The 21,739-nt window shown below is 54.1% G+C and carries 19 protein-coding genes and 1 pseudogene; 6 read left to right on the plus strand and 14 right to left on the minus strand.

The window, feature by feature from the left end; genetic code table 11:
• Window position 1: 1 nt before the first annotated feature.
• The 4 genes and pseudogenes from C3708_RS01770 to C3708_RS01790 all read right to left on the minus strand — a co-directional run bounded on the left by C3708_RS01770 (window position 2) and on the right by C3708_RS01790 (window position 4,919).
• On the minus strand, window positions 2–511 hold the full coding sequence (locus tag C3708_RS01770) for a GNAT family N-acetyltransferase (RefSeq protein WP_103949291.1): 510 nt from the start codon (window positions 509–511) through the stop codon (window positions 2–4).
• 9 nt (window positions 512–520) lie between these two features.
• A pseudogene (locus C3708_RS23805) lies at window positions 521–2,783 on the minus strand (NtaA/DmoA family FMN-dependent monooxygenase).
• Between the two features lie 16 nt (window positions 2,784–2,799).
• On the minus strand, window positions 2,800–3,921 hold the full coding sequence (locus tag C3708_RS01785) for a M20 peptidase aminoacylase family protein (protein WP_095282101.1): 1,122 nt from the start codon (window positions 3,919–3,921) through the stop codon (window positions 2,800–2,802).
• Window positions 3,918–4,919 carry an LLM class flavin-dependent oxidoreductase gene (locus C3708_RS01790; protein WP_103949294.1) on the minus strand — a complete coding sequence of 334 codons (1,002 nt, stop codon included), beginning with the start codon at window positions 4,917–4,919 and terminating at the stop codon, window positions 3,918–3,920. Before C3708_RS01790 ends, C3708_RS01785 begins: the two co-directional genes overlap by 4 nt.
• 457 nt (window positions 4,920–5,376) lie before the next feature.
• On the opposite strand from C3708_RS01790, the gene C3708_RS01795 reads away from it, so the two are divergent.
• A complete protein-coding gene (locus C3708_RS01795; RefSeq protein WP_103949295.1) occupies window positions 5,377–6,912 on the plus strand; it encodes a methyl-accepting chemotaxis protein in 1,536 nt (511 codons plus the stop codon).
• Here the strand turns inward: C3708_RS01795 and C3708_RS01800 are convergent.
• On the minus strand, window positions 6,909–7,307 hold the full coding sequence (locus tag C3708_RS01800; protein ID WP_095282104.1) for a cupin domain-containing protein: 399 nt from the start codon (window positions 7,305–7,307) through the stop codon (window positions 6,909–6,911). The two genes, C3708_RS01795 and C3708_RS01800, sit on opposite strands and share 4 nt — an antisense overlap.
• 111 nt (window positions 7,308–7,418) lie before the next feature.
• Between C3708_RS01800 and C3708_RS01805 the strand changes: the two genes are divergently transcribed.
• On the plus strand, window positions 7,419–8,309 hold the full coding sequence (locus C3708_RS01805) for a LysR family transcriptional regulator (protein ID WP_095282105.1): 891 nt from the start codon (window positions 7,419–7,421) through the stop codon (window positions 8,307–8,309).
• A gap of 1 nt (window position 8,310) precedes the next feature.
• On the opposite strand, the gene C3708_RS01810 is transcribed toward C3708_RS01805, so the two are convergent.
• Complete coding sequence (locus C3708_RS01810) at window positions 8,311–9,294, minus strand: aldo/keto reductase (RefSeq protein WP_103949296.1); 984 nt, start codon at window positions 9,292–9,294, stop codon at window positions 8,311–8,313.
• Between the two features lie 319 nt (window positions 9,295–9,613).
• Between C3708_RS01810 and ansP the strand changes: the two genes are divergently transcribed.
• Window positions 9,614–11,110, plus strand: a complete 1,497-nt coding sequence (gene ansP, locus C3708_RS01815; RefSeq protein WP_095282107.1) for an L-asparagine permease — start codon at window positions 9,614–9,616, stop codon at window positions 11,108–11,110.
• A gap of 131 nt (window positions 11,111–11,241) precedes the next feature.
• On the opposite strand, the gene C3708_RS01820 is transcribed toward ansP, so the two are convergent.
• Entirely contained in the window at window positions 11,242–12,303 is a 1,062-nt protein-coding gene (locus tag C3708_RS01820; protein WP_103949297.1) for a YncE family protein, read from the minus strand.
• Window positions 12,304–12,535: 232 nt separating this feature from the next.
• On the opposite strand from C3708_RS01820, the gene pqqU reads away from it, so the two are divergent.
• Entirely contained in the window at window positions 12,536–14,650 is a 2,115-nt protein-coding gene (gene pqqU, locus C3708_RS01825; protein WP_095282109.1) for a TonB-dependent receptor PqqU, read from the plus strand.
• A 60-nt stretch (window positions 14,651–14,710) separates the two neighbouring features.
• Here the strand turns inward: pqqU and C3708_RS01830 are convergent, their stop codons facing one another.
• The 5 genes from C3708_RS01830 to C3708_RS01850 all read right to left on the minus strand — a co-directional run bounded on the left by C3708_RS01830 (window position 14,711) and on the right by C3708_RS01850 (window position 18,339).
• Window positions 14,711–15,058 (minus strand): hypothetical protein, encoded by a 348-nt coding sequence (locus tag C3708_RS01830; protein WP_133159901.1) that lies wholly within the window; start codon window positions 15,056–15,058, stop codon window positions 14,711–14,713.
• Window positions 15,055–15,561, minus strand: a complete 507-nt coding sequence (locus C3708_RS01835; protein WP_233210384.1) for a hypothetical protein — start codon at window positions 15,559–15,561, stop codon at window positions 15,055–15,057. Before C3708_RS01835 ends, C3708_RS01830 begins: the two co-directional genes overlap by 4 nt.
• A gap of 172 nt (window positions 15,562–15,733) precedes the next feature.
• Window positions 15,734–16,402 carry a GntR family transcriptional regulator gene (locus C3708_RS01840; RefSeq protein WP_095284281.1) on the minus strand — a complete coding sequence of 223 codons (669 nt, stop codon included), beginning with the start codon at window positions 16,400–16,402 and terminating at the stop codon, window positions 15,734–15,736.
• Window positions 16,403–16,659: 257 nt separating this feature from the next.
• Complete coding sequence (locus tag C3708_RS01845) at window positions 16,660–17,697, minus strand: NADP-dependent oxidoreductase (RefSeq protein ID WP_095282112.1); 1,038 nt, start codon at window positions 17,695–17,697, stop codon at window positions 16,660–16,662.
• Between the two features lie 66 nt (window positions 17,698–17,763).
• Window positions 17,764–18,339 carry a helix-turn-helix domain-containing protein gene (locus C3708_RS01850; protein ID WP_095282113.1) on the minus strand — a complete coding sequence of 192 codons (576 nt, stop codon included), beginning with the start codon at window positions 18,337–18,339 and terminating at the stop codon, window positions 17,764–17,766.
• 147 nt (window positions 18,340–18,486) lie between these two features.
• Here C3708_RS01850 and C3708_RS01855 point away from each other — a divergent pair, with 147 nt between their 5' ends.
• Window positions 18,487–19,002: a GNAT family N-acetyltransferase gene (locus C3708_RS01855; protein ID WP_095282114.1), complete on the plus strand. Its 516-nt coding sequence runs from the start codon at window positions 18,487–18,489 to the stop codon at window positions 19,000–19,002.
• On the plus strand, window positions 19,002–19,451 hold the full coding sequence (locus C3708_RS01860) for a DMT family transporter (RefSeq protein WP_103949299.1): 450 nt from the start codon (window positions 19,002–19,004) through the stop codon (window positions 19,449–19,451). The genes C3708_RS01855 and C3708_RS01860 overlap by 1 nt, the downstream gene beginning before the upstream one ends.
• Window positions 19,452–19,454: 3 nt before the next feature.
• On the opposite strand, the gene C3708_RS01865 is transcribed toward C3708_RS01860, so the two are convergent.
• Complete coding sequence (locus C3708_RS01865; RefSeq protein WP_095282116.1) at window positions 19,455–19,688, minus strand: DUF2526 family protein; 234 nt, start codon at window positions 19,686–19,688, stop codon at window positions 19,455–19,457.
• Window positions 19,689–19,932: 244 nt separating this feature from the next.
• On the minus strand, window positions 19,933–21,543 hold the full coding sequence (locus C3708_RS01870) for an ABC transporter substrate-binding protein (protein WP_095282117.1): 1,611 nt from the start codon (window positions 21,541–21,543) through the stop codon (window positions 19,933–19,935).
• Between the last annotated feature and the right edge of the window lie 196 nt (window positions 21,544–21,739).

The raw sequence follows: 21,739 nt of genomic DNA on the forward strand, positions 1-21,739 counted from the left end.
CTCATGCGGATTTACTGAACGCTTCGCGAACCAGCGTTTTGGTGAAACGCAGACGCCCGTCGAACGGCGGCTGGCTGTACTCTTCCGGATCGCGGTCGAGATCGAACTGCGGCGCGTAGCCCTGGCTCAGATACAGTTTCACCGCTTCCGGCTGACGAAAACCGGTGGTGAGATAGATACCGCTGTACCCCGCCAGCACCGCCCGGCGCTCCAGCTCCTGCACCACGCGTGCAGCCAGCCCCTGCTGGCGCAGCGTTTTATCGGTCCAGATGCGTTTGATTTCTGCCGTGTGCACATCGAAAGGTTTATACGCCCCGGTGGCGATGATCTCGCCGTCGCGCTCCAGCACGATGAACAGCCCTTGAGGCGCGAGATACCACTCGGTCAGTTCGATTTCGGCATCTTTGGAAAAGTAGTCGCCGTAGCGCGCCGCATACTCTGCGAACAGCCCATCAATGATAGGCTGAAGATCGGCGTCTTCAGGCGTTACGTCGCGAAAAAGATCGCTCATGTGGCCTCCTTAATCGCCGAGTCCGGCCGGGTTCACTTCAGAATTCGGGATACGCTCGACGCCTTCACCCCAGCGGTTCAACACTTTGTCGTAATCGCCGTTTTTGATAACGCCGTTGAGCGCGGTCTGTACCGGTTCAACCAGTCCGGAGCCTTTTTTCAGCGTCACGGCGATGTGCGCCGCTTTCGGCCAGCCGCCGTCCACGCTGCCCACCAGTTTGGTTTTTCCGTTCAGCGCCGCTTTCCATGCGCCAATCACGTTCGGGCCAAAGTACGCATCAGCGCGCCCGGATTGCAGCGCCAGGGTTTGCGCCGCATCGTCTTTGGTATAAACAGGGGTAAATGGTTTAAGGCCTTTTTTGAGGTTTTCCGCGTTCCACGCCAGCAGAATCGCTTCCTGATTGGTGCCAGATCCGACAATAATTTTCAGCCCGGCGATATCTTCCGCTGTCTTAAGCGATGCGATCGGGCTGGTCGATTTGACGTAGAAACCGAGGGAATCCTTACGGTAAGTGGCAAAATCGAACTTCTCTTTGCGCTCTTTGGTCACGGTGATGTTGCTGATCGCCGCGTCATATTTGCCGGAGGCCACGCCGAGCGGCCAGTCTTCCCAGGAGGTTGGGACCACATTCAGCTCAAGTCCAAGGCTATCCGCCACCAGACGCGCGACGTCCACTTCGCTGCCAAGCAGGGTTTTGTTGTCGTCTGAAAACACGGTCAGCGGCGGCTGGTTCAGCCCCGCCACGGCGACGGTGAATTTCCCCGGCACCGCAAAGCGATAGTCCTTCGGCAACTGCGCCACGGCATCGCCGTTTTTAGTGGTATTCACCGGGGTTTTATTGGCCTCGATGCTCACACCGGTGCCGTTAATGTTCACATTCTCTGCCCAGACGGCAGGGGTAAAGGCCAGCGCGAGCGCCAGAACGAGCGATGATTTCTGCATAGTGTGTTTTCTCTTATTGTTGTGCGAACTGGTTTTTTGGCAGGTCTAAACCCAGGCTTTCGCGCAGGGTGGTGCCCGGATATTCCGTGCGGAACAGGCCGCGAGCCTGCAATACCGGAACAACGGTGTCGACAAAGCGCGGGAAAGTGTCCGGCGTACCGCCCTGAATGATGAAACCGTCTGCGGCGTGAGCGTCAAACCACTGTTGCAGCCCATCGGCCACCTCTTGTGCCGTGCCGGAAAAACGCGGGCGCGGAGAAGCCGCTTCCAGCGCCACCTGGCGCAGAGTCAGGTTCCGTTCACGGGCGTTGCGTTTGATCTCATCGGTGGTGCTGCGGAAACTGTTTTGCCCTAAATCGCCGATATCCGGGAAGGGTTCGTCGAGGGGATACTGGCTAAAATCATGGTGCTCGAAATAGCGTCCGAGATAATTCAACGCATCGTTAATCGACACCAGCGCGGCGGTGGTTTGATACTGATCTTCAACATCCGCCGCATCTTTTCCGACAATCACGCTGACGCCCTGGAAAATATGCAGTTCCTCGGCACGACGGCCATTTAATTCCAGCTGAGTTTTCACGTCACGATAAAAGATTTGAGCTTCTTCTAATGTATCGTGATGGGTGAAAATGGCGTCCGCATGTTTTGCCGCCAGTTTTTTACCGTCTTCCGATGCACCCGCCTGGAATACAATCGGACGTCCCTGCGGAGTGCGGCCAATATTCAGCGGCCCAGCGACCTGGAAGAAATCACCGTGATGATCCAGAGTATGTAATTTCTCTGGATTAAAGAATTGTCCGCTCGCTTTGTTACGCACAAAAGCATCTTCTTCCCAGGAATCCCACAGTCCTTTCACCACGTCGAGATATTCATCAGCAATGCGATAACGCAGGGCGTGCTCCGGGTGTTTCTCGCGGGAAAAGTTCTTTGCCGAACCTTCCAGCGGGGAGGTCACTACGTTCCAGCCCGCGCGGCCATTGCTTAAATGATCGAGACTGGCAAACTGACGCGCAACGCTAAACGGCTCGCTATAGGAAGTCGATAACGTACCGACCAGGCCGAGACGCGACGTCAAACTCGCCAGCGCGGATAAGACGGTCAACGGCTCAAAGCGATTGAGAAAATGCGGGATGGATTTCTCATTGATAAACAGTCCGTCAGCGACGAATAAAAAATCCAGTTTCCCCTCTTCCGCTTTTAACGCCGTCTCTTTGACGAAATCAAAATTAATACTCGCATCAGCGATAGCCGCCGGATGACGCCAGGCTGACATATTCCCTGATGCGCCATGTAATATCGTTCCCAGACGCAATTGTCGTGTTGCAGACATATTCACCCCTTAATCATTAAATTTGATGTAATGCTTTTTCTGCAAGCTGCGAGAAATAGTGTGCGGCGGGTTCGATTAATGCTTCATCAGGATTAAAACCCGGATGGTGCAAACCGAATGGACTATTACTGCCGATACTGACAAACGCGCCGGGAATGTGCTGTAAATAGACGGCAAAATCTTCGCCGCCCATATGCAACTCTGCGTGCTGCGTTTCGTATCCGGTTTCGCGAGCCACCGAAGTGGCAAAATCGGCCCAACGCTCGTCATTCACCAACGCAGTCGGTCCGGCGTACCAGATGATATCGATTTGAGCGTTAAAAGCGCTGGCAAATCCGGCGGCGATTTCGCCAACGCGCGCTTTGACATTCTGTTGTACTTCAATGCGATGGGTGCGCAGCGTTCCTTCCAGCTCCACGCTTTCTGGCAGCACGTTCCAGGTATTGCCGCCTTCGATGCGCGTCACGCTCAGCACCACGGAGTCGAGTGTGTTGACGTTCCGGCTGGCAACGCTTTGCAGCGCGGTGACCAGCTGGCTGGCGAGCAGGATCGCATCAGACCCTTCATGCGGACGCGCAGCGTGAGCGCCCTTGCCCGTCACGCGGATCACAAACCTGTCGACGTTGGCATAAAACGGTCCGCCGCGCGTGGCGAATGCACCCACCGGCAGACCCGGCTCGTTGTGCATGCCGAAAATAGCGCTCACATCGTGCAGCGCCCCGGCCCGAACCAGACTTTTCGCGCCGCCAAAATTCTCTTCAGCGGGCTGAAACAGAATGCGTACGCGACCGGGAAGTGACGTTTCGCGGGCTTTGAGCTGCAATGCTGCACCCAAAATGACGCTGGTGTGAATATCGTGCCCGCAGGCGTGCATCACGCCGGGATTTTGCGAGCTAAATTCCACGCCACTGCGCTCTTCAATGGGCAGCGCATCGATATCCGCGCGCAGGGCAATTTGTTTAGCGCCTTTGCCAATTTCAGCCACTACGCCGGTCTGGATATCATAGGGCAGCACGGTGATCCCGGCGTCCGACAACCACTGGCGCAGCCGCGCGGTCGTTTCGACTTCCTGACCTGACAGTTCGGGATGGCGATGCAGTTCACGACGCCAGTCGATCAGCTGTTGTCCGAGGCTCATGCCAGCACCTCCCCGGCGAATTTCGCCTGTGCCAGCAGGCGCAGGGATTGCGTGCGGGCCAGACCGTCAGCGACCGGAGTATCAATGATGAACTCGTCAATTCCCCACTTCTGATGCAGGGTTTCAAGCGCTTCAAGCACCGATTCTGCCGAGCCTTTGATTAGTGACTGAGCGCGACGGGCGATGCGCAGCGGCTCGCTTTGCGCCTGACGCGCGAAGGCATAAGCTTGTTCTTCGCTGGCGACCGTCACTCGCTGGCCGTTCGCCAGTTCAACGCCCCAGACTTCAACTTTTTCGGCCAGCGCATCGGCCTGAGCCTGAGTCGGCGCGACGATGACCTGTACGGCCACAATGGCATTGAGCGCGCTGCTGGCGTGCCAGGTTTCGAGGACGTCGCGCAGGAGATTTGCATCCCCATTAAGATGCGCGGCAAAAACAAAATTCCAGCCGAGCTTCGCGGCAAGCTGTGCACTTTCGATGCTGGCACCGAGCAGGAATTTCTCCGCTGGAGCGGCGGGAAGCGGCGTCGCGTTGACGCTGTCGTCTTGAACGTCTGCTCCCGGAGAGAGCCAGCCATCGAGCTGCGTCAGTTGATCGGCGAAATCCCCCTTCTCCTCCTGATGCAAGCCACGTTGCAGAGCGCGGGTGGAAAGCGGCAGACCGCCTGGCGCTTTGCCGACACCCAAATCAACGCGCCCAGGCGCAATTGACGCCAGCACGTTGAAATTCTCCGCCACTTTATACGGGCTGTAATGTTGCAGCATCACACCGCCGGAACCGACGCGAATGTGTTTTGTTTGTCCCAGAATCCAGGCAATGAGCAGCTCAGGCGATGGGCTGGCAAGCTGAGCAGTATTGTGGTGCTCGGCAATCCAGAAGCGATGAAACCCCAGCGCTTCGGCCTGTTTCGCCAGACTTAAGGTGCGCGCCAGCGCATCGGCTGCCGTTTCGTTCACCGCGACAGGGCTTTTATCCAGAATGCTGATTCGCCAGGACATGTTGTGTTCTCGTTTGACTTAACATGTCGTCATTATTAAAGGGCGATTTCACCTCTGAGAAACAATTAATTTACATTTGGTTTCCCGGAAATCAGAAATGGGATGTCACCCGACGGCACTTCGTTTGCGCGAGCCTACAGATTTTGTAGGCCGGGTAAGCGAAGCGCCACCCGGCAATAACGGCACGAGTTTCAGTTTTCGCATTCATATTTCACTTAATATTTAGCTTAAAGTGAGAATTTAATTCGCCATTAAAAATAGCGTTTCCGTTTGTTTGCAATTTCATTACATAAGCAAAGTTTAATAGATAAAATTTATTTAATTTAGGTGCTTTCTTGTTCACCCCTTTTTGTGGAAGAATGCGCAGGCCGTAATAAACACAACAATAAATTCTGTCTTGCCTGAATAATTTTTCGGGCGGCTTCTCTGTTTTTTTGACATCACCACGGAGTTTTTCATGAGAAATAACACTCCTGTTACACAAAGCGAGTATTTGCTTAACGAAGAGTCGACGCTGATGTCGACCACCGACATCCACAGCCATATTACTTATGCCAACTCGACCTTTATTGAGGCCAGCGGCTATAAAGAAGAACATCTTATCGGCGAGCCGCACAATATGATTCGCCATCCTGATATGCCGCCAGAGGCGTTTGGGGATATGTGGTTTACCCTCCAGCAAGGCCAGAGCTGGACCGGGCTTGTCAAGAACCGCCGCCACAATGGCGATCATTACTGGGTGCGGGCTAACGTCACGCCGGTATACCAGAACGACACCCTGACCGGTTATATTTCGGTCCGAAATATTCCACCGCGCGCAGAGATTGAAGCCAGCGAAAATCTTTACGAGAGAGTTCGAAATAACCAGATCACTCGCCATCGTTTTTATAAAGGTTTATTGGTTCGCAGAGGTTTATTTTCTTTTCTTTCGCTTTTTAAAAAAATCAGCATTGCGAAAAGAGTCAATTTCGCCATTGCGTTCACCGCGATCCTGACGTTGCTCGCCACTATTTTATTACCCCGAGGGATCGTGCAAACCGGTGCATTTGTGGCAATTTTTATTATGTTAGCATTTTATCTTAATGCGCAGATTTGCCGTCCACTAAAAACCATTGTTCATCATATGCAGCACGTCGTTTCTGGACGAAAACCGGCCTATTTCCATTTCGATCGCGTCGATGAAGTGGGAATGATGATGCGTCTGGTTAATCAGTCAGGTCTGAATCTAAATTCTCTGGTGGATGATGTCGGGGCACAAATATCCGGGATCAGTACCATTAGCCAGCAGGTGGAAAAGGAAGGCGCGGCGTTGCAGGCGCGTTCAGAAGAAACAGCGGATGATTTGCAGCAAACGGCAGCTGCCGTGGAAGAAATTGCCAGCGCCGTACAGCAAACCGCACAAACCGCCGGGGAAGCGATTCATATGGCGGATCGCACCAGCAGCAGCGCCCACAGCGGCGAAACGGCGATGAAACAGACCATCGGCATGATGCAGTCGGTGTCGAAAGATAACAGCCAGATCGTCGATATCATCGCCGTGATCGACCGTATTGCCTTCCAGACCAATATTCTGGCGCTCAACGCGGCGGTGGAAGCCGCTCGCGCGGGTGAAGCAGGACGCGGTTTTGCAGTCGTGGCGGCGGAAGTCCGTAATCTGGCCCAGCACTCGGCCTCGGCGGCCAAAGAGATCAAAACGCTGATTGAGAAAAACGTCGCCAGCGTTAACGCGGGCGTGGCAATGGTTGAACAGACCGAAACGCACCTTACTGCAATGATCGGCAACGTATTGCAGGTGACGTCACTGATTAAAGAGATCGGCCATGCGACTCAGGAGCAAACTCTGGCCCTGACGCTGATTAACGAATCGATTTCCCGCATCGGCGTGATGACCCACAACAATACGGGCATGGTCGATAATGTCACCAGCGCCGCCAGACACCTGACGCAGCGCACCACGCGGCTGCAACAGGCGATTGCGGTATTTGGCGGTTAACGGCCCTGATATTGCTCGTCGGTCACTTTTTCTAGCCAGTCAACCGGGCTGCCGTTCACGGATTCGGCGATGGCGATATGCGTCATCGCGGTTTGTGAACTGGCGCCATGCCAGTGTTTTACGCCGGGCGGTATCCACGCGATATCGCCCTGATTAAGCACTTCTGCCTCTTTACCCCACTCCTGCAACCACCCGCGCCCCTGCGTCACAATCAGAGTCTGCCCCAGCGGATGAGTATGCCACGCGGTACGTGCGCCGGGTTCAAACGTTACCGTTGCCCCGCCGACGGCTGCCGGTTCCGTCGCCTGAAATGGCGCATCGATACGCACGGTGCCGCTAAACCACGCTTCCGGGCCGCGAACGGACGGTAGCGAACCACTACGGATAATTTTCATGTTGCCTCCTGTTTTGCTGATGCGTTAACAGTAGCGCAAAGCCAGGCGCAGCATTAGACTGCATAATCAGAAAGGAACTATGAACTCAACTCATAAATCGGGAACTGCGCCATGCTGAAAGATAATTTCAACGATCTGCTTTCTTTTATGGTGGTTGCCCGCGAGCGCAGTTTTACCCGCGCTGCCGCCCAGCTTGGTGTTTCGCAATCGGCGTTAAGCCACGCGATGCGCAATCTTGAAGCCCGTCTGGATATGCGCTTGCTCACCCGAACCACCCGCAGCGTGGCCCCGACCGAGGCAGGCGAGCAACTTTTTACGCGCCTCAGCCCGCACTTGCTGGAAATCGAACAGGAGCTAACTGCTCTGCGTGATATGCGCGACAAACCCGCTGGTAACATTCGTATTACCGCCGGAGAACACGCCATGTCATCGGTGCTGTGGCCGGTGCTAAAACCGTTTATGGCGCAGTACCCCGACATTCACATAGAAGTTACCGTGGACAATGGCCTGACGGATATTGTTGATGGTCGCTTTGACGCAGGCGTGCGGCTCGGCGAACAAGTTGCCAAAGATATGATTGCGGTACGCATCGCACCTGATATGCGTATGGTAGTGGTCGGATCGGCGGATTATTTAGCGCGTTTCGGCATCCCGGAATCCCCCGAACAGCTGGCGAACCATCGCTGCATTAATATGCGTCTGCCGACGCTCGGCGGGCTGTACGCCTGGGAATTTGAACAGGATGGGCGTGAACTGCGGGTACGAGTGGACGGACAGTTGACGCTAAACAGCCTGCCCCAGCGCATTGATGCCGCCGTGGCAGGCCTGGGACTGGCGTATGTGCCGGAAGATACGGTGCAGCACGCTATTGCTGGCGGACAACTTATCCAGGTGCTTGATTCATGGTGTCCGTATTTTGACGGTTACCACCTTTACTACCCGAGTCGTCGTCAACACACCACCGCCTTCTCACTGCTCGTCGATGCGCTGCGTAAAGCGTAAATTACTTCCCGACGCGCGCCTGAAGATGTTGAGGATAGCGATCGCCGACCACATCGATGCTCGCCAGCGCCTGGTTGATTCGACCGAGCGCTTCAGGTGACAACGTCACGCTGGCTCCGCCCAGATTCTCTTCCAGACGATGCAGTTTAGTGGTGCCCGGAATCGGCACAATCCACGGCGCTTTGGCCAGCAGCCATCCCAGCGCGATTTGCGCCGGCGTCACGCCCTGCTCAGCCGCCAGACGCTGCACCAGATCCACCAGCTGTTGATTGGCCTGACGCGAGGCTTCACTAAAACGCGGCACCTGGTTGCGGAAGTCACTGCTGTCGAAGGTAGTTTGTGCGTTGATCGCCCCGGTCAGGAAGCCTTTTCCCAATGGGCTGAACGGCACAAAACCGATATTCAGCTCCTCGAGCAGCGGTAAAATGGCCTGTTCCGGTTCGCGCCACCACAGGGAATATTCGCTTTGTAGCGCAGCCACCGGGCACACCGCATGGGCGCGACGAATCGTCTCGACGCCCGCTTCTGACAGTCCGAAATGTTTCACTTTGCCTTCGGCGATCAGGTCAGCAACGGTTCCGGCAACATCTTCTACCGGAACATCAGGATCAACCCGATGCTGGTAATAGAGGTCAATTACCTCCGTTTTCAGGCGTTTTAACGAGCCTTCTATCGCCGCGCGAATATGTTCCGGACGGCTGTTAAGCACCTGGCCAGGTTGAGCGCAGTCGAAACCAAATTTGGTCGCAATCACCACCTTATCGCGCACCGGGGCCAGCGCTTCGCCCACTACCTCTTCATTGATGTATGGACCGTAGACTTCGGCGGTGTCGAAGAATGTGACGCCGCGATCAACCGCCGCACGGATGAGGGCAATGGCCTGCGCTTTGTCCGTCGCCGGGCCGTAACCGAAGCTTAACCCCATACATCCCAGCCCCAGGGCGGAAACTGTTAAACCATTTTGTCCGAGTTGTCGCTGTTGCATCTGTTGACCTCATGCGTTGTGTTTTGAACAACACCACTCTAAGGGGCATTTCTTATGAGCACTACAGCGCATAACTGCTTGTGCTTATGAAATTGGCTCATCAATCGTGATAAGTCCCTCTCAATTCGTATTATTTCAGGCCGGTTATATTTTGCGTCGCTTATGGATTGCGGGTAGGATGCTTCGCCATGTTTTGCCTTATCCATACGCAGAATGACTGGAAAGGCGGCATCTGGCCGCACAGAAGCAATCGATTGGTCTGCTGACGGCCATGTACGGGCATCCCTAAGATGATTCAGACAGGTAAACAGGTATCTCAATGAAAACAAGCAATAAAAGCGCAGCCGATCATCACGCTGCGAAACGTCGCTGGTTGAACTCTCACGAAGAGGGCTACCACAAGGCGATGGGCAACCGTCAGGTGCAGATGATCGCCATCGGCGGCGCCATTGGTACAGGGTTGTTTTTAGGTGCGGGTGCACGACTGCAAATGGCGGGCCCGGCGCTGGCACTGGTCTATCTGGTGTGCGGTATTTTCTCCTTCTTTATTCTGCGTGCGCTTGGCGAGCTGGTATTACACCGCCCGTCCAGCGGCAGTTTTGTCTCTTACGCCCGTGAGTTTCTCGGCGAAAAAGCCGCCTATGTGGCGGGCTGGATGTATTTCGTCAACTGGGCAATGACCGGGATTGTCGATATCACCGCTGTCGCGCTGTATATGCACTACTGGGGCGCGTTCGGTGATGTTCCGCAGTGGGTGTTTGCCCTTGGTGCGCTGGCGATTGTCGGCACCATGAATATGATCGGCGTGAAGTGGTTCGCCGAGATGGAGTTCTGGTTTGCACTCATTAAAGTGCTGGCAATTGTGATTTTCCTGGTCGTCGGAACCGTGGTTCTCGGCAGCGGAAAACCGCTCGACGGCGGCGCGACCGGCTTCCATCTGATAACCGATAACGGCGGCATCTTCCCGCACGGCCTGCTGCCTGCGCTGGTGCTGGTTCAGGGTGTGGTTTTTGCCTTCGCCTCGATTGAACTGGTCGGGACCGCAGCGGGTGAATGTAAAGACCCGCAGACGATGGTGCCAAAAGCGATTAACAGCGTTATCTGGCGTATCGGCCTGTTCTACGTTGGCTCAGTAGTGCTGTTGGTGCTGCTGCTGCCGTGGAATGCCTATCAGGCGGGACAAAGTCCGTTCGTGACCTTCTTCTCTAAGCTCGGCGTGCCTTACGTTGGCAGCATTATGAATATCGTGGTGCTGACCGCTGCGCTCTCCAGCCTGAACTCCGGTTTGTACTGCACAGGCCGCATCCTGCGCTCGATGTCGATGGGCGGTTCCGCACCAAAGTTCATGTCAAAAATGAGCAAACAGCAGGTTCCGTACGCGGGGATTCTTGCGACGCTGGTGATTTACGTCTTTGGCGTGTTCCTGAACTATCTGGTGCCGTCTCAGGTGTTTGAGATCGTGCTAAACGTGGCGGCTATCGGCATTATCGCCTCATGGGCGTTTATCGTGGTGTGCCAGATGCGCCTGCGTAAAGCGATCAAAGAAGGTAAAGCAGCGGATGTGAGCTTCAAAATGCCGGGCGCACCGGTAACATCGTGGCTGACTCTGCTGTTCCTGTTCAGCGTACTGGCATTGATGGCGTTTGACTATCCGAACGGCACCTACACCATCGCCACGATCCCACTGCTGGCTATCCTGCTGGTGATTGGCTGGTTTGGTGTGCGTAAGCGCGTGAACGAGATCCACAGCACCGCGCCGGTGCTGACGGAAGACGCGCAGCACGACGGTCCATTGGTTGAAGAGACTTCGCGTTAACAGACGCGGCTGAAACCCCGTAGGCCCGCGCAAGCGCAGCGCCGCCGGGCAAAAAAAGGGAAGGCATTTTTGCCTTCCCTTTTTCTTTTCGCCGGGTGGCGGCTTCGCCTTACCCGGCCTACAAGAGCCGTTTACAGCGCGATACGGATCACGTCGTCCGGCTGAGTCGCTTCCTGCTGACGGGTGGATTTCTGTTTCACCGTCACATACAGGGTTTTACCGTCGGCGGACAGCGCCAGGCTGTTCGGGAAGGTTGGCGTATCAAAGGTTTTCGTCACTTTGTAGGTTTTCGCGTCAATCACGCTCACTTTACCCGCTTCGCGATGGGTCACGTAGGCTTCGTTGCGCGTCGGGTTAAACAGCACCGCCAGCGATTCAGGTGCGGCGATCTTCTCGATAACCTTTCCGTCTTTCAGATTCACTACCAGCACTTCAGGCTGTTTAGAATCGGTCAGGAATGCGCGCTGGTCTTTAGTGTCCAGGCTCAGGTTCAGATAGAAGTGTTCTTTCCCATCATTCTGCACTTTTTGACGGCTCAGCACCTTGTGGGTGGCCGTATCAATGGTAATCAGTTCGCCGTCCGCATTGGTGCTGTACAGGCGTTTGGCCTGCGCATCCAGCGCCAGACCGGTGCTGAAGGTGCCTGTGTCCTTGATGGTTTCTTTCAGTTTCAGCGTTTCGCCATCCACCACCCAGATAACGCTCTCTTTGCCGATACCGGTGATATACACGGTGTTGGTGGTGTCATCAGCCACCAGTTCGCGCGGTTGCAGCGGCTTCACGGTGTCACTACGTTTGCGATCGTCCAGTACCAGGCGCCCTTTCACGTCGCCGGTTTTGGCGTCGATGGCGGTCACGGCGCTGTTGGTGGTGTTACCGAACCACAGGGTTTGCGTGGCGCTGTTGATGGTAGCCCCGAACGGTTTTAAATCGTTATGAATGGCCTGTGTCACTTCCAGCGTGACCGGATCGAGACGGTAAACCACGCCACCTTTATCCGTTTTACGGCTTTGCGTGGTTGCCACCCACAGGGCGTTTTCCTGCTGGCTGACGGCCATTTCGTAAGCGCCCTTGCCGACCGCTTTTCGCAGCATCTCTTCTGCAGCATGAACATTAAACGAACCCGCTACCAGCAGTGAACCCAGCAGTAAAGAACCACGCAGACGCGGCGAGCACAGATGACGTAATGACATGACGACTCCCTTTGATAAAAAATGTAGTAATGCCGACATTGCTTCCCTGAGACGAAGTCATGGCTTCGTCATGATTATTGTTGAGAATAGTAATCATTATTCCAGTAAATGTGGAGACTTTGTTTCCTGTTAACCTAATGTGCTGTTAAAGTTTTCAAATTATTTACAAAAGATTTACCATACGCACATGTGTTCCATTTGGTTCGTTTCTTCCATCTACTGGCTTCTATTCATGAAAATCATTTCTGCCCGTCAGGCCACGCTCTCCCTTTTGTGGATGCCGACGATCTTCGCCTCCGCATCCGTTCTGGCTGCACAAGAACAAACGATGATCGTCAGCGCTACGCCGCAGACCGTTTCTGAACTCGATACCCCTGCTGCTGTCAGCGTGGTTAACGGGGACGATATGCGCCAGGCCGCGCCGCGCATCAACCTTTCAGAATCGCTCGGCAGCGTTCCGGGTTTACAAATCCAAAACCGTCAGAACTATGCCCAGGATTTGCAGCTCTCCATGCGTGGATTCGGCGCGCGCTCGACCTTCGGCGTGCGCGGCATTCGCATGTACGTCGACGGCATTCCGGCCACGATGCCCGACGGTCAGGGGCAGACCTCGAATATCGACCTCTCCAGTATTGATAGCGTTGAAGTGCTGCGCGGCCCGTTTTCCGCCCTGTACGGCAACGCCTCCGGTGGGGTGATCAATATCGCCAGCCAGACGGGACAGCAGCCGCCGACTATTGAGGCGAGCAGCTATTACGGCAGCTACGGAACCTGGCGCTACGGGATGAAAGCCACCGGTGCGATGGGCGATGGGACGCACGCGGGCGACGTGGATTACACTGTTTCCACCACCCGCTTCACCACCCAGGGCTATCGCGACCACAGTGGCGCACGTAAAAATCTCGCCAACGCCAAACTCGGCGTGCGCATTGACGATGCCAGCAAACTGACGCTGATTTTTAACAGCGTCGATATGAAAGCCAACGATCCGGGCGGACTGGATTATCAGGAGTGGCGCGACAATCCGCGTCAGTCGCCACGCGCCGATCAGTACAACACCCGCAAAACCATCAAACAGACTCAGGCGGGCCTGCGCTATGAGCGTCAGCTGACGGAGCAGGACGATCTCAGCGTGATGATGTACGCCGGTGAGCGCGAAATGACGCAGTACCAGTCAATTCCGTATCAGCCGCAGCTTAAAGAGACCCACTCCGGCGGCGTTATCGACATGCAGCGCCACTATCAGGGCGTGGACACCCGCTGGACGCATCGCGGCGAACTGCTGGTGCCGGTCACTTTCACCACGGGTTTGAACTACGAAAACATGAGCGAAGATCGTCGCGGGTACGAAAACTTCGTCATGAATAATGGCGTGCCGGAATATGGCGTCAAAGGCGATAAACGCCGCGACGAACGCAACCTGATGTGGAACGTTGACCCGTATCTACAAACAAGCTGGCAGCTGACGCAAAAACTGTCCCTGGATGCGGGCGTGCGCTACAGCTCCGTGTGGTTTGATTCCAACGATCATTACGTGCAGGGCACCAACGGGGATGACAGCGGTGACGCGAGCTATCACAAATGGCTGCCTGCCAGCGCGTTAAAATACGCCATCACCGACGCGTGGAATGTCTATGCCGCCGCTGGTCGCGGATTTGAAACGCCGACCATTAACGAGCTGTCTTACCGCTCCGGGAATCAAAGCGGGCTGAACTTCGGCCTGAAACCGTCCACCAACAATACCTACGAAGTGGGCAGCAAAACCCGCATCGGCAATGGTCTGTTGACGGCGGCGCTGTTCCGCACCGATACGGATGATGAGATCGTCGTGGACGCCAGTTCCGGCGGTCGCACCAGCTACAAAAATGCCGGGAAAACCCGTCGTCAGGGCGTGGAACTGTCTCTCGATCAGCAGTTTGCCGAGAACTGGAAGCTGAAAATGGCGTGGACGTATCTGGATGCGACCTACCGCACTAACGTCTGCTCTGACGCCGACTGTAACGGTAACCGTATGCCGGGCATCGCGCGCAATATGGGCTATGCGTCGTTCGGCTGGCAGCCGGAAGAAGGCTGGTACGCAGGTTCGGATGTGCGCTACATGAGCGACATTATGGCGGACGATGAAAACACCGCCAAAGCCCCTTCCTACACCGTGGTCGGCCTGAATACGGGCTACAAATTTAACTACGGCAACTGGGGAATGGACGTCTTCGGGCGCGTCGATAACCTGTTCGACAAAGAGTATGTCGGATCGGTCATCGTTAACGAATCCAACGGCCGCTACTACGAACCGGCTCCGGGGCGTAATTACGGCGTGGGAATGTCAGTTTCGTATCGTTTCGAATAACGATTAATAGACGCTACGCATCATAAACCCCGCCTGACGAAGGCGGGGTTTCGGGGCCTTTCATTCCTCAACGTAACGGTACGCGGTCACAATCCCTTTATCAGAGAAATCAACCGACAGATATTGTTTCCTGTCGAGGATCACCGGAATGATAAGATAGATGCGACGATCGACGATTTTTGAGGTATATACCCAGTGGTTCACTTTGTTGTAATCCGGCGTATTGGCGGGCACGCCGAAGGCAATCAGAACATCTTTGCGGGTGGTCACCTCAGGAGTGATTTTCTGTTTGATCTCTTTTTCAGAATACTGCGCTAAGCTGGTTGCGCCCGTTTTATCGTAATTTGACGCGCATGACGCGCTCATTAAGACAAGTAAAACAATTCCTAACGCCTTCGCCGCTCTCATTGCTTAACATCCTTTTCCACATAGATGCCATTGGTAGTATCTAATGCGACTTCCTTCATATACAGCACGCAGTAGCCCGTCTTGTCTGCGTAGCTGGTGTGCCCTTCGTAGATTTTTTGCTTTTCAGGTACGAATGAAAGGGATACGTGGCAGCCCTGATACAATGAATGCTCAATGGTGGTTTTTTGATTCGGTATTAGCAGCGTTTCAAAATAATCATCTTTGTAACTCTTTCCGGTTATTTTGGGTAAACCAATATCCTTTGTTGAACCCAGGAAAGGATTCAGGTAACGATTATGCTTTAAAACCCAGCCACCCGTTTGTTTACCAGAAGGGTCGTATTGATAAATCCCGTAGCTCATCGGAGGCCCGATAAGACGGATTTTTGCGACATCAGCACTGTTTGCCGGAGGGGTGTACAGTTTTGGCTCTGGGAATAACGTGCTGCAGCCTGATACGCTCAGGGCAACAGGAATCAAAATCCAGCTCAGATATTTCATCATCTATCCTTGTCTAACAAAGTAGAGTGAATATCGGCATGCCTCCTCAAAACTTGATGGTGACTTTTTACATCAATAAACATGAAATAATATTCCCGGAAGAGCAATTCCTCCGGGTAATAGTTAAGTAGGGCAATAGTTTTAATGAAGAAGTAAAAAGGAATTAAACTATTCCTTAACTAAAATATTGCTGCAATAAAAGCGCCGTCGAGCCTTCAATCAGTTTATCTATCGCTTTATCGCAGGCCTGGACATCCCCGCGCTCGAGGGCATCGAGCAGCTCATCGTAGCGATAGGAATACTGTGTAATGTCGTGAACATCTTCATAAAGATAATTGAAGCATGGGCCAATACGCACCCAAAGTTGTTCAATCATTGCCGTTAATGTCGGCATTTTCGCGTGTTCATACAGCCTGAAACGAAACGCACGATTGGCGTGTAAGGCGCGTTGCGCCTCGCCGTTACGCATCGCTGTGTGGAATTTTTCAGCCAGATCCCGTAATTCCAGCATCTTATTGTCAGTCATATTTTCGCAGGCGGCAGCGACAGCCATTGTTTCCAATTGCTTTCGAATGGCGCTAATTTCTGTATAACGCTCGAGGGTTATTTCCGGCACCAGAAAGGCCTGTGCAGGGGTAGCGTGCAGTGCCCCGGCGGAAACCAGTCGCAAAAGTGCTTCGCGAACGGGAGTAATGCTGGTGCCTAATTTATCCGCAATTTCTTTGGTAATGAGCCTTGCGCCAGGTTTGAGCGCTCCGGCAATCAACGCCCCTTTTAAACTTACCTCAACTTGCATCGTAAGGCTCAAACGTTGGGCTTTTTCCAAATTTTCCAATTCCAGCATGTTCATTTCCTTCAGCTTAAAATAAGCGCTATTCACCGCCCCCGCCTTGACCATAACGGGGCCTGTTAAATATATCCTGTATCTTCATGCCTGGTATTGGGGGTAACGCTAAAATGACGAACTAAAAATTATGTTTCTTTTATGCATCCAGCTAACACGTTCCAGCAGGAACGATCGCTATGCTGGTATTATTAAAGACATTATAGTCAAACTTTAAGAATATATTATGGCGGGGATTCCCGCCATATTTAGTACCATTAGTTATCCTTCGCCACGCGAATCACGACTTTGCCGAAGTTTTTTCCTTCCAGCATGCCAATGAAGGTCTGAGGCGCATTTTCAAGTCCGTCGGTAACCTGTTCGCGATACTGAATTTTGCCCTCTTTGATCCAGCGCCCCATCTCTTCCTGGAACTCGTGAATGCGATGGCTGTAATCAAGGCTGATGATAAAGCCCTGCATACGGATGCGTTTTTTGAGCAACGTCCCCATGAGCAGCGGTAAACGGTCTGGCCCGTCGGGCAGTGACGTGGCGTTGTATCCGCTCACCAGTCCACAGACCGGCACGCGCGCCGAGGTGTTGAGAAGCGGGAGTACCGCATCAAAGACCTTACCGCCGACGTTTTCGTAATAAACATCGATGCCTTTCGGGCAGGCTTGCGCCAGCTGTTCGGCAAAATCATCCGCGTGGTGATCCAGACACTGGTCAAATCCCAGCACGTCGACCGCATGACGACATTTTTCCGCGCCGCCCGCGATGCCTACCACATGACAGCCTTTAATCTTGCCGATCTGCCCGACGGTTGCCCCGACTGGCCCGGTGGCCGCAGCGACTACCAGCGTCTCGCCCGCCTTCGGCTGGCCGATATCCAGCAGCCCCATATACGCGGTGAAACCTGGCATCCCCAGCACACCCAGCGCCCAGGACGGATTTTCAACCTCTTCGCCCAGCTTGACGAGGCCCGCGCCGTCAGAGAGTTCATACTCCTGCCAGCCGCTATAACCCAGTACCCACTCGCCCGCTTTAAATTTCGGATGGTTCGACTGCTCTACGCGGCTGACCGTGCCGCCCACCATTACCGCGCCAACGTCGACCGGCGGTGAATAGGACGGCGCATCGCTCATGCGGCCACGCATATAAGGATCAAGTGAAAGCCACACTGTTCGCAGCAGCAGTTGCCCGTCCGCAGGCGTCGGCACCGGCTGCTCTTCCAGGCGAAAATTGTCCGCCACCGGCGCACCGTGCGGGCGAGAGGCCAGCACCAGACGGCGGTTTGTTTTTGCAGATTGACTCATGGGTAGCTCCTTTGTTGCGCAAATGTCCTTAGAGACTAGCGCCTGTTGCCGACAACTGCCTTATCATTACGAGCCAGACTGATTCAGGCGCACCACCAGATAGACGCAGGGTTGCTGCGTCTCATTGATGAAGCGACAGTCGTTCGGCGGCCCCAGTTCCAGACAATCTCCGGCCTGCATTTCATGCCGGGTATCGCCCTCCTGGAATACCAGCTCGCCGGACTGTAGCCAGATAAGCTGGCGCGCCAGGGCATAGGACGAAGCAGGCATCGGCACATCACTGCCACCAGGAAGCTCAACCTGAACCAGGTCAATCGGCAAATCAGTGCGGGGAGAAACGTGGCGACGCAGATAGTGACTTTGCGGATCGCGCCACACTGGCTGATTAGCCAATCGTAGCAATTTACCCTCCTGCATCTCAGCGCGGGCAATCAGCGTGGACATGCTGATGCCAAACGCACCCGAAAGCCGTGCCAGAAGTGTGGCGGTTGGGCTACTTTCGCTGCGTTCAATTTTGTGGATCATGGCGCGCGAGACGCCTGCCCGTTCAGCAAGCTCGCTCAGAGACCAGCCGCGCGACTCGCGTTCTACCCGAATACGCGCGCTAATCCGTTGATTCATATCGTCTGGCATAGTGTTCATATCGTCATACTATAGTGTATAGACCCGATTTCAATGGCGTTGTCATAACAAAAAAATATGTCTTATGCCGTAGCAGTATGGCCGCGCGCTTGTGTAATATTGTGTGAATAATGTCTACTATAGTGAACAACACATTTCGAGGTTCCGATGATGATTCGTCACGCCAGCAAAGAAGATTGCGCCGCCATCGGCGAGATTTACAACCATGCGGTACTCCACACCGCCGCCATCTGGAACGACTCCACCGTCGATACTGATAACCGCATTGCCTGGTTTGAAGCGCGAACACTGATGGGCTATCCGGTATTAGTGACGGAAGAAAACGGCGTGGTGACGGGCTATGCTTCATTTGGCGACTGGCGCGCCTTTGACGGTTTTCGTCATACCGTCGAACACTCGGTTTACGTTCATCCCGATCACCAGGGTAAAGGCATTGGCCGCGAACTGATGAAAAAGCTGATCGTTGAGGCCCGCGCTATTGGCAAACACGTGATGGTCGCGGGTATCGAGTCGCAAAATCAGGTTTCTGTTCACCTGCACGAAACGCTGGGCTTTGTCGTCACCGGGCAGATGCCGCAGGTGGGGACCAAATTTGGCCGATGGTTGGATTTGACCTTTATGCAGCTCCAGCTCGACGATCGAAACGAACCGGACGCTATCTGATGAATCAGTCCCTGACGCTGGTCTTTCTGGTGGCAGCCGGGATCGGCCTGGTGGTGCAAAACACGCTGATGGTACGCATCACTCAATCGTCTTCGACGATTTTAATCGCTATGCTGCTGAACTCGCTGGTTGGTATTGTGCTGTTTGTCAGTATCTTGCTGATTAAAAACGGCGTGGCGGGCTTTAGCGAGCTGGCATCGACGATCCGCTGGTGGACGCTGATTCCGGGCCTGCTGGGGTCGTTCTTTGTTTTCGCCAGTATTAGCGGCTATCAGTACGTCGGCGCGGCGACCACTATTGCAGTGCTGGTCGCCAGCCAGTTGATTGGTGGGCTGGTGATGGACATCGTGAAAAGCCAGGGCATTCCGCTGCGCGCGCTAATTGGCCCAGTTTGCGGCGCAGTGCTGTTGGTGGTGGGCACCTGGCTTGTGGCGAGACGCCAGTTCTGAACCTTAAATAATCGAGCCGCCCTGGGTCAGGTGCTCATGGCGGGCTTCTGCTTCTTCTTTGTGCTGTTTGCCGTGGTGGGCGATGGTGTTGCGAAGTCGCTGCTGCTGAGCGTAACGATCTTCGCGGGTCAGCTCGGTGTCTTCGCTGAGCTCGACCAGCAGTTCGTTCATATGGGTGATAACACTCTCTTCCACCGCCGCATCCACGCGGGCAATCACTTCATCTAAATGTGACATTGTCACTCCTTGTTAACTGAGTTTGCCGGGTGGCGGCTACGCCTTACCCGGCCTACGGGTTGTTTGCGGTCTTTTTGCCGGGTGGCGGCTGCGCCTTACCCGGCCTACGGTTCTGTGCGGTCTTTTTGTCGGGTGGCGGCTACGCCTTACCCGACCTACGGGTTCTGTGCGGTGTTTTGGAGGCCCGGTAAGCGCAGAGCCACCGGGCGTTTTAAGCCGCACCGTCCCTACAAATACTGAAATGTTAATTCAGCTTCGCTTTTGAGAAATCGCTTCCCATCAGGCTAACGCTATAACCCGTGACATTGCTGCGGGTGGCGTAGAACGTTTTGCCATTTGCCAGCGCAATCCACGGAGCCTGCTGGTAGAAAATCTCCTGCGCCTGACCGTAAAGCTCTGCACGTTTCGCTGGTTCACTGGTCAGTTTTGCTTTCTGTACGAGGTCATTATACCCTTTGTCACACCAGCGCGCGGCATTGGAACCGGTCTTGATACTGTTACAGCCCAACAGCACATCGGCGAAGTTGTCCGGGTCGCCGTTATCGGACATCCAGCCAAACAGCGCGGCGTCGTGCTCGCCTTTGCGCATGCCGGACAGATATTCGCCCCACTCATAAGAGACAATTTTCGCCTTCACGCCGACCTTCGCCCAGTCGTTCTGGATCATCTCTGCGATGCGTTTGGAGTTCGGGTTATACGGGCGCTGAACCGGCATCGACCACAGCGTCACTTCTGCGCCCTTCTCCAGCCCAGCCTGCTTCAGCAGCGCTTTCGCTTTTTCCGGGTCGTAGCTGTAATCTTTCAGATCTTTGTTATAGCCAAGCATATTTGGCGGAATTGGTGATTTAGCGACCGTACCGGAGCCCATAAACACCGCATTCACAATAGCCGTTTTATCAGTCGCATAGTTCAGCGCCTGACGCACCAGCACGTTATCAAACGGTTTTTTCTCCGTATTAAACGCCAGATAGCCGACGTTCAGCGCATCAACGGAGTGCAGCGTCAGATCTTTGTTGTTCTTAATCACATCAAACTGCACCGGCGAAGGCGCAGGAATAATCTGGCATTCGTTGGTTTGCAGCTTCGCCAGACGTGTTTCGACGTTAGGCGTGATAGAGAAAATCAGGTGTTTAGTCGGGACCGCACCGTCCCAGTAATTTGGGTTGGCGAGATAGCGGATCTGCGAATCAACTTTATATTGTTGCAACACATACGGACCGGTGCCGATAGGCCAGGTGTCGACGTTTTCCGGCGTGCCTTTTTTAAGCATCACGTCGGCATATTCGGCTGACAAAATGGAGGCGAAATCCATTCCCCAGTCGGCCAGGAACGCCGCATTCGGCTCGGTCAGCACAAACTGCACATGATAATCATCGACTTTTTTCACGTCCTGAATCAGTTTGTCCAGACCGACGTCATTAAAGTATTCGTAATTGCCCTGCGAAACGTTGTGGTACGGATGTTTAGGGTCTTTCTGGCGCAGCACCGAGAAGATAACGTCATCAGCATTAAAATCACGCGTCGGTTTGAAGAATTTATTGCTATTAAACTTCACGCCCTTACGCAGCGTAAATGTATAGGTTTTGCCGTCAGGCGAAATGGTCCACGACTCCGCCAGTGACGGAACGGGGGTATTCTTGACCGGATCAAAATTGATCAAACGGTTATAAAGCACCTGAGAACTGGCAACGAATGACGGGCCAGAACTGGCGATTTGCGGGTTGAACGATTCCGGTGACGCCTCGGAACAGTAAATAATCGTATCTGTGTTTGCCGCCCAAGCGGCGCTTGCCGGTAAAAGTGTGCTCAGCGCCAGCGCGAGCAGCGTTTTCCCTGTCTTTTTACCTGTGGACATGGTTATAAGCCTTTTCGTTTTATTATATAGAAGGTTAATAACAGCACAGCCCTGAGCGAGTGGCAAATAACGAAACACTATCAGGTTATTCTAAAGCAGCGTATTTCGCTGGTTTAACAAACAGCCCTCGCCGGTTGATTTGCCTTAAGTCAGCTACGTCGTCAAGCACTACCGCCACGTTCTATGCCGTAAGAAA

The sequence above is a fragment of the Lelliottia sp. 7254-16 genome (assembly GCF_002922995.1).
Lineage (GTDB): Bacteria > Pseudomonadota > Gammaproteobacteria > Enterobacterales > Enterobacteriaceae > Enterobacter > Enterobacter jeotgali.

Excerpts from the sequence above, each read along its gene's own strand:
- C3708_RS01770 (WP_103949291.1), bottom strand. The coding sequence starts at position 511 with ATGAGCGATCTTTTTCGCGACGTAACGCCTGAAGACGCCGATCTTCAG.
- C3708_RS01785 (WP_095282101.1), bottom strand. The coding sequence starts at position 3,921 with ATGAGCCTCGGACAACAGCTGATCGACTGGCGTCGTGAACTGCATCGC.
- C3708_RS01790 (WP_103949294.1), bottom strand. The coding sequence starts at position 4,919 with ATGTCCTGGCGAATCAGCATTCTGGATAAAAGCCCTGTCGCGGTGAAC.
- C3708_RS01795 (WP_103949295.1), top strand. The coding sequence starts at position 5,377 with ATGAGAAATAACACTCCTGTTACACAAAGCGAGTATTTGCTTAACGAA.
- C3708_RS01800 (WP_095282104.1), bottom strand. The coding sequence starts at position 7,307 with ATGAAAATTATCCGTAGTGGTTCGCTACCGTCCGTTCGCGGCCCGGAA.
- C3708_RS01805 (WP_095282105.1), top strand. The coding sequence starts at position 7,419 with ATGCTGAAAGATAATTTCAACGATCTGCTTTCTTTTATGGTGGTTGCC.
- C3708_RS01810 (WP_103949296.1), bottom strand. The coding sequence starts at position 9,294 with ATGCAACAGCGACAACTCGGACAAAATGGTTTAACAGTTTCCGCCCTG.
- ansP (WP_095282107.1), top strand. The coding sequence starts at position 9,614 with ATGAAAACAAGCAATAAAAGCGCAGCCGATCATCACGCTGCGAAACGT.
- C3708_RS01820 (WP_103949297.1), bottom strand. The coding sequence starts at position 12,303 with ATGTCATTACGTCATCTGTGCTCGCCGCGTCTGCGTGGTTCTTTACTG.
- pqqU (WP_095282109.1), top strand. The coding sequence starts at position 12,536 with ATGAAAATCATTTCTGCCCGTCAGGCCACGCTCTCCCTTTTGTGGATG.
- C3708_RS01830 (WP_133159901.1), bottom strand. The coding sequence starts at position 15,058 with ATGAGAGCGGCGAAGGCGTTAGGAATTGTTTTACTTGTCTTAATGAGC.
- C3708_RS01835 (WP_233210384.1), bottom strand. The coding sequence starts at position 15,561 with ATGATGAAATATCTGAGCTGGATTTTGATTCCTGTTGCCCTGAGCGTA.
- C3708_RS01840 (WP_095284281.1), bottom strand. The coding sequence starts at position 16,402 with ATGCTGGAATTGGAAAATTTGGAAAAAGCCCAACGTTTGAGCCTTACG.
- C3708_RS01845 (WP_095282112.1), bottom strand. The coding sequence starts at position 17,697 with ATGAGTCAATCTGCAAAAACAAACCGCCGTCTGGTGCTGGCCTCTCGC.
- C3708_RS01850 (WP_095282113.1), bottom strand. The coding sequence starts at position 18,339 with ATGAACACTATGCCAGACGATATGAATCAACGGATTAGCGCGCGTATT.
- C3708_RS01855 (WP_095282114.1), top strand. The coding sequence starts at position 18,487 with ATGATGATTCGTCACGCCAGCAAAGAAGATTGCGCCGCCATCGGCGAG.
- C3708_RS01860 (WP_103949299.1), top strand. The coding sequence starts at position 19,002 with ATGAATCAGTCCCTGACGCTGGTCTTTCTGGTGGCAGCCGGGATCGGC.
- C3708_RS01865 (WP_095282116.1), bottom strand. The coding sequence starts at position 19,688 with ATGTCACATTTAGATGAAGTGATTGCCCGCGTGGATGCGGCGGTGGAA.
- C3708_RS01870 (WP_095282117.1), bottom strand. The coding sequence starts at position 21,543 with ATGTCCACAGGTAAAAAGACAGGGAAAACGCTGCTCGCGCTGGCGCTG.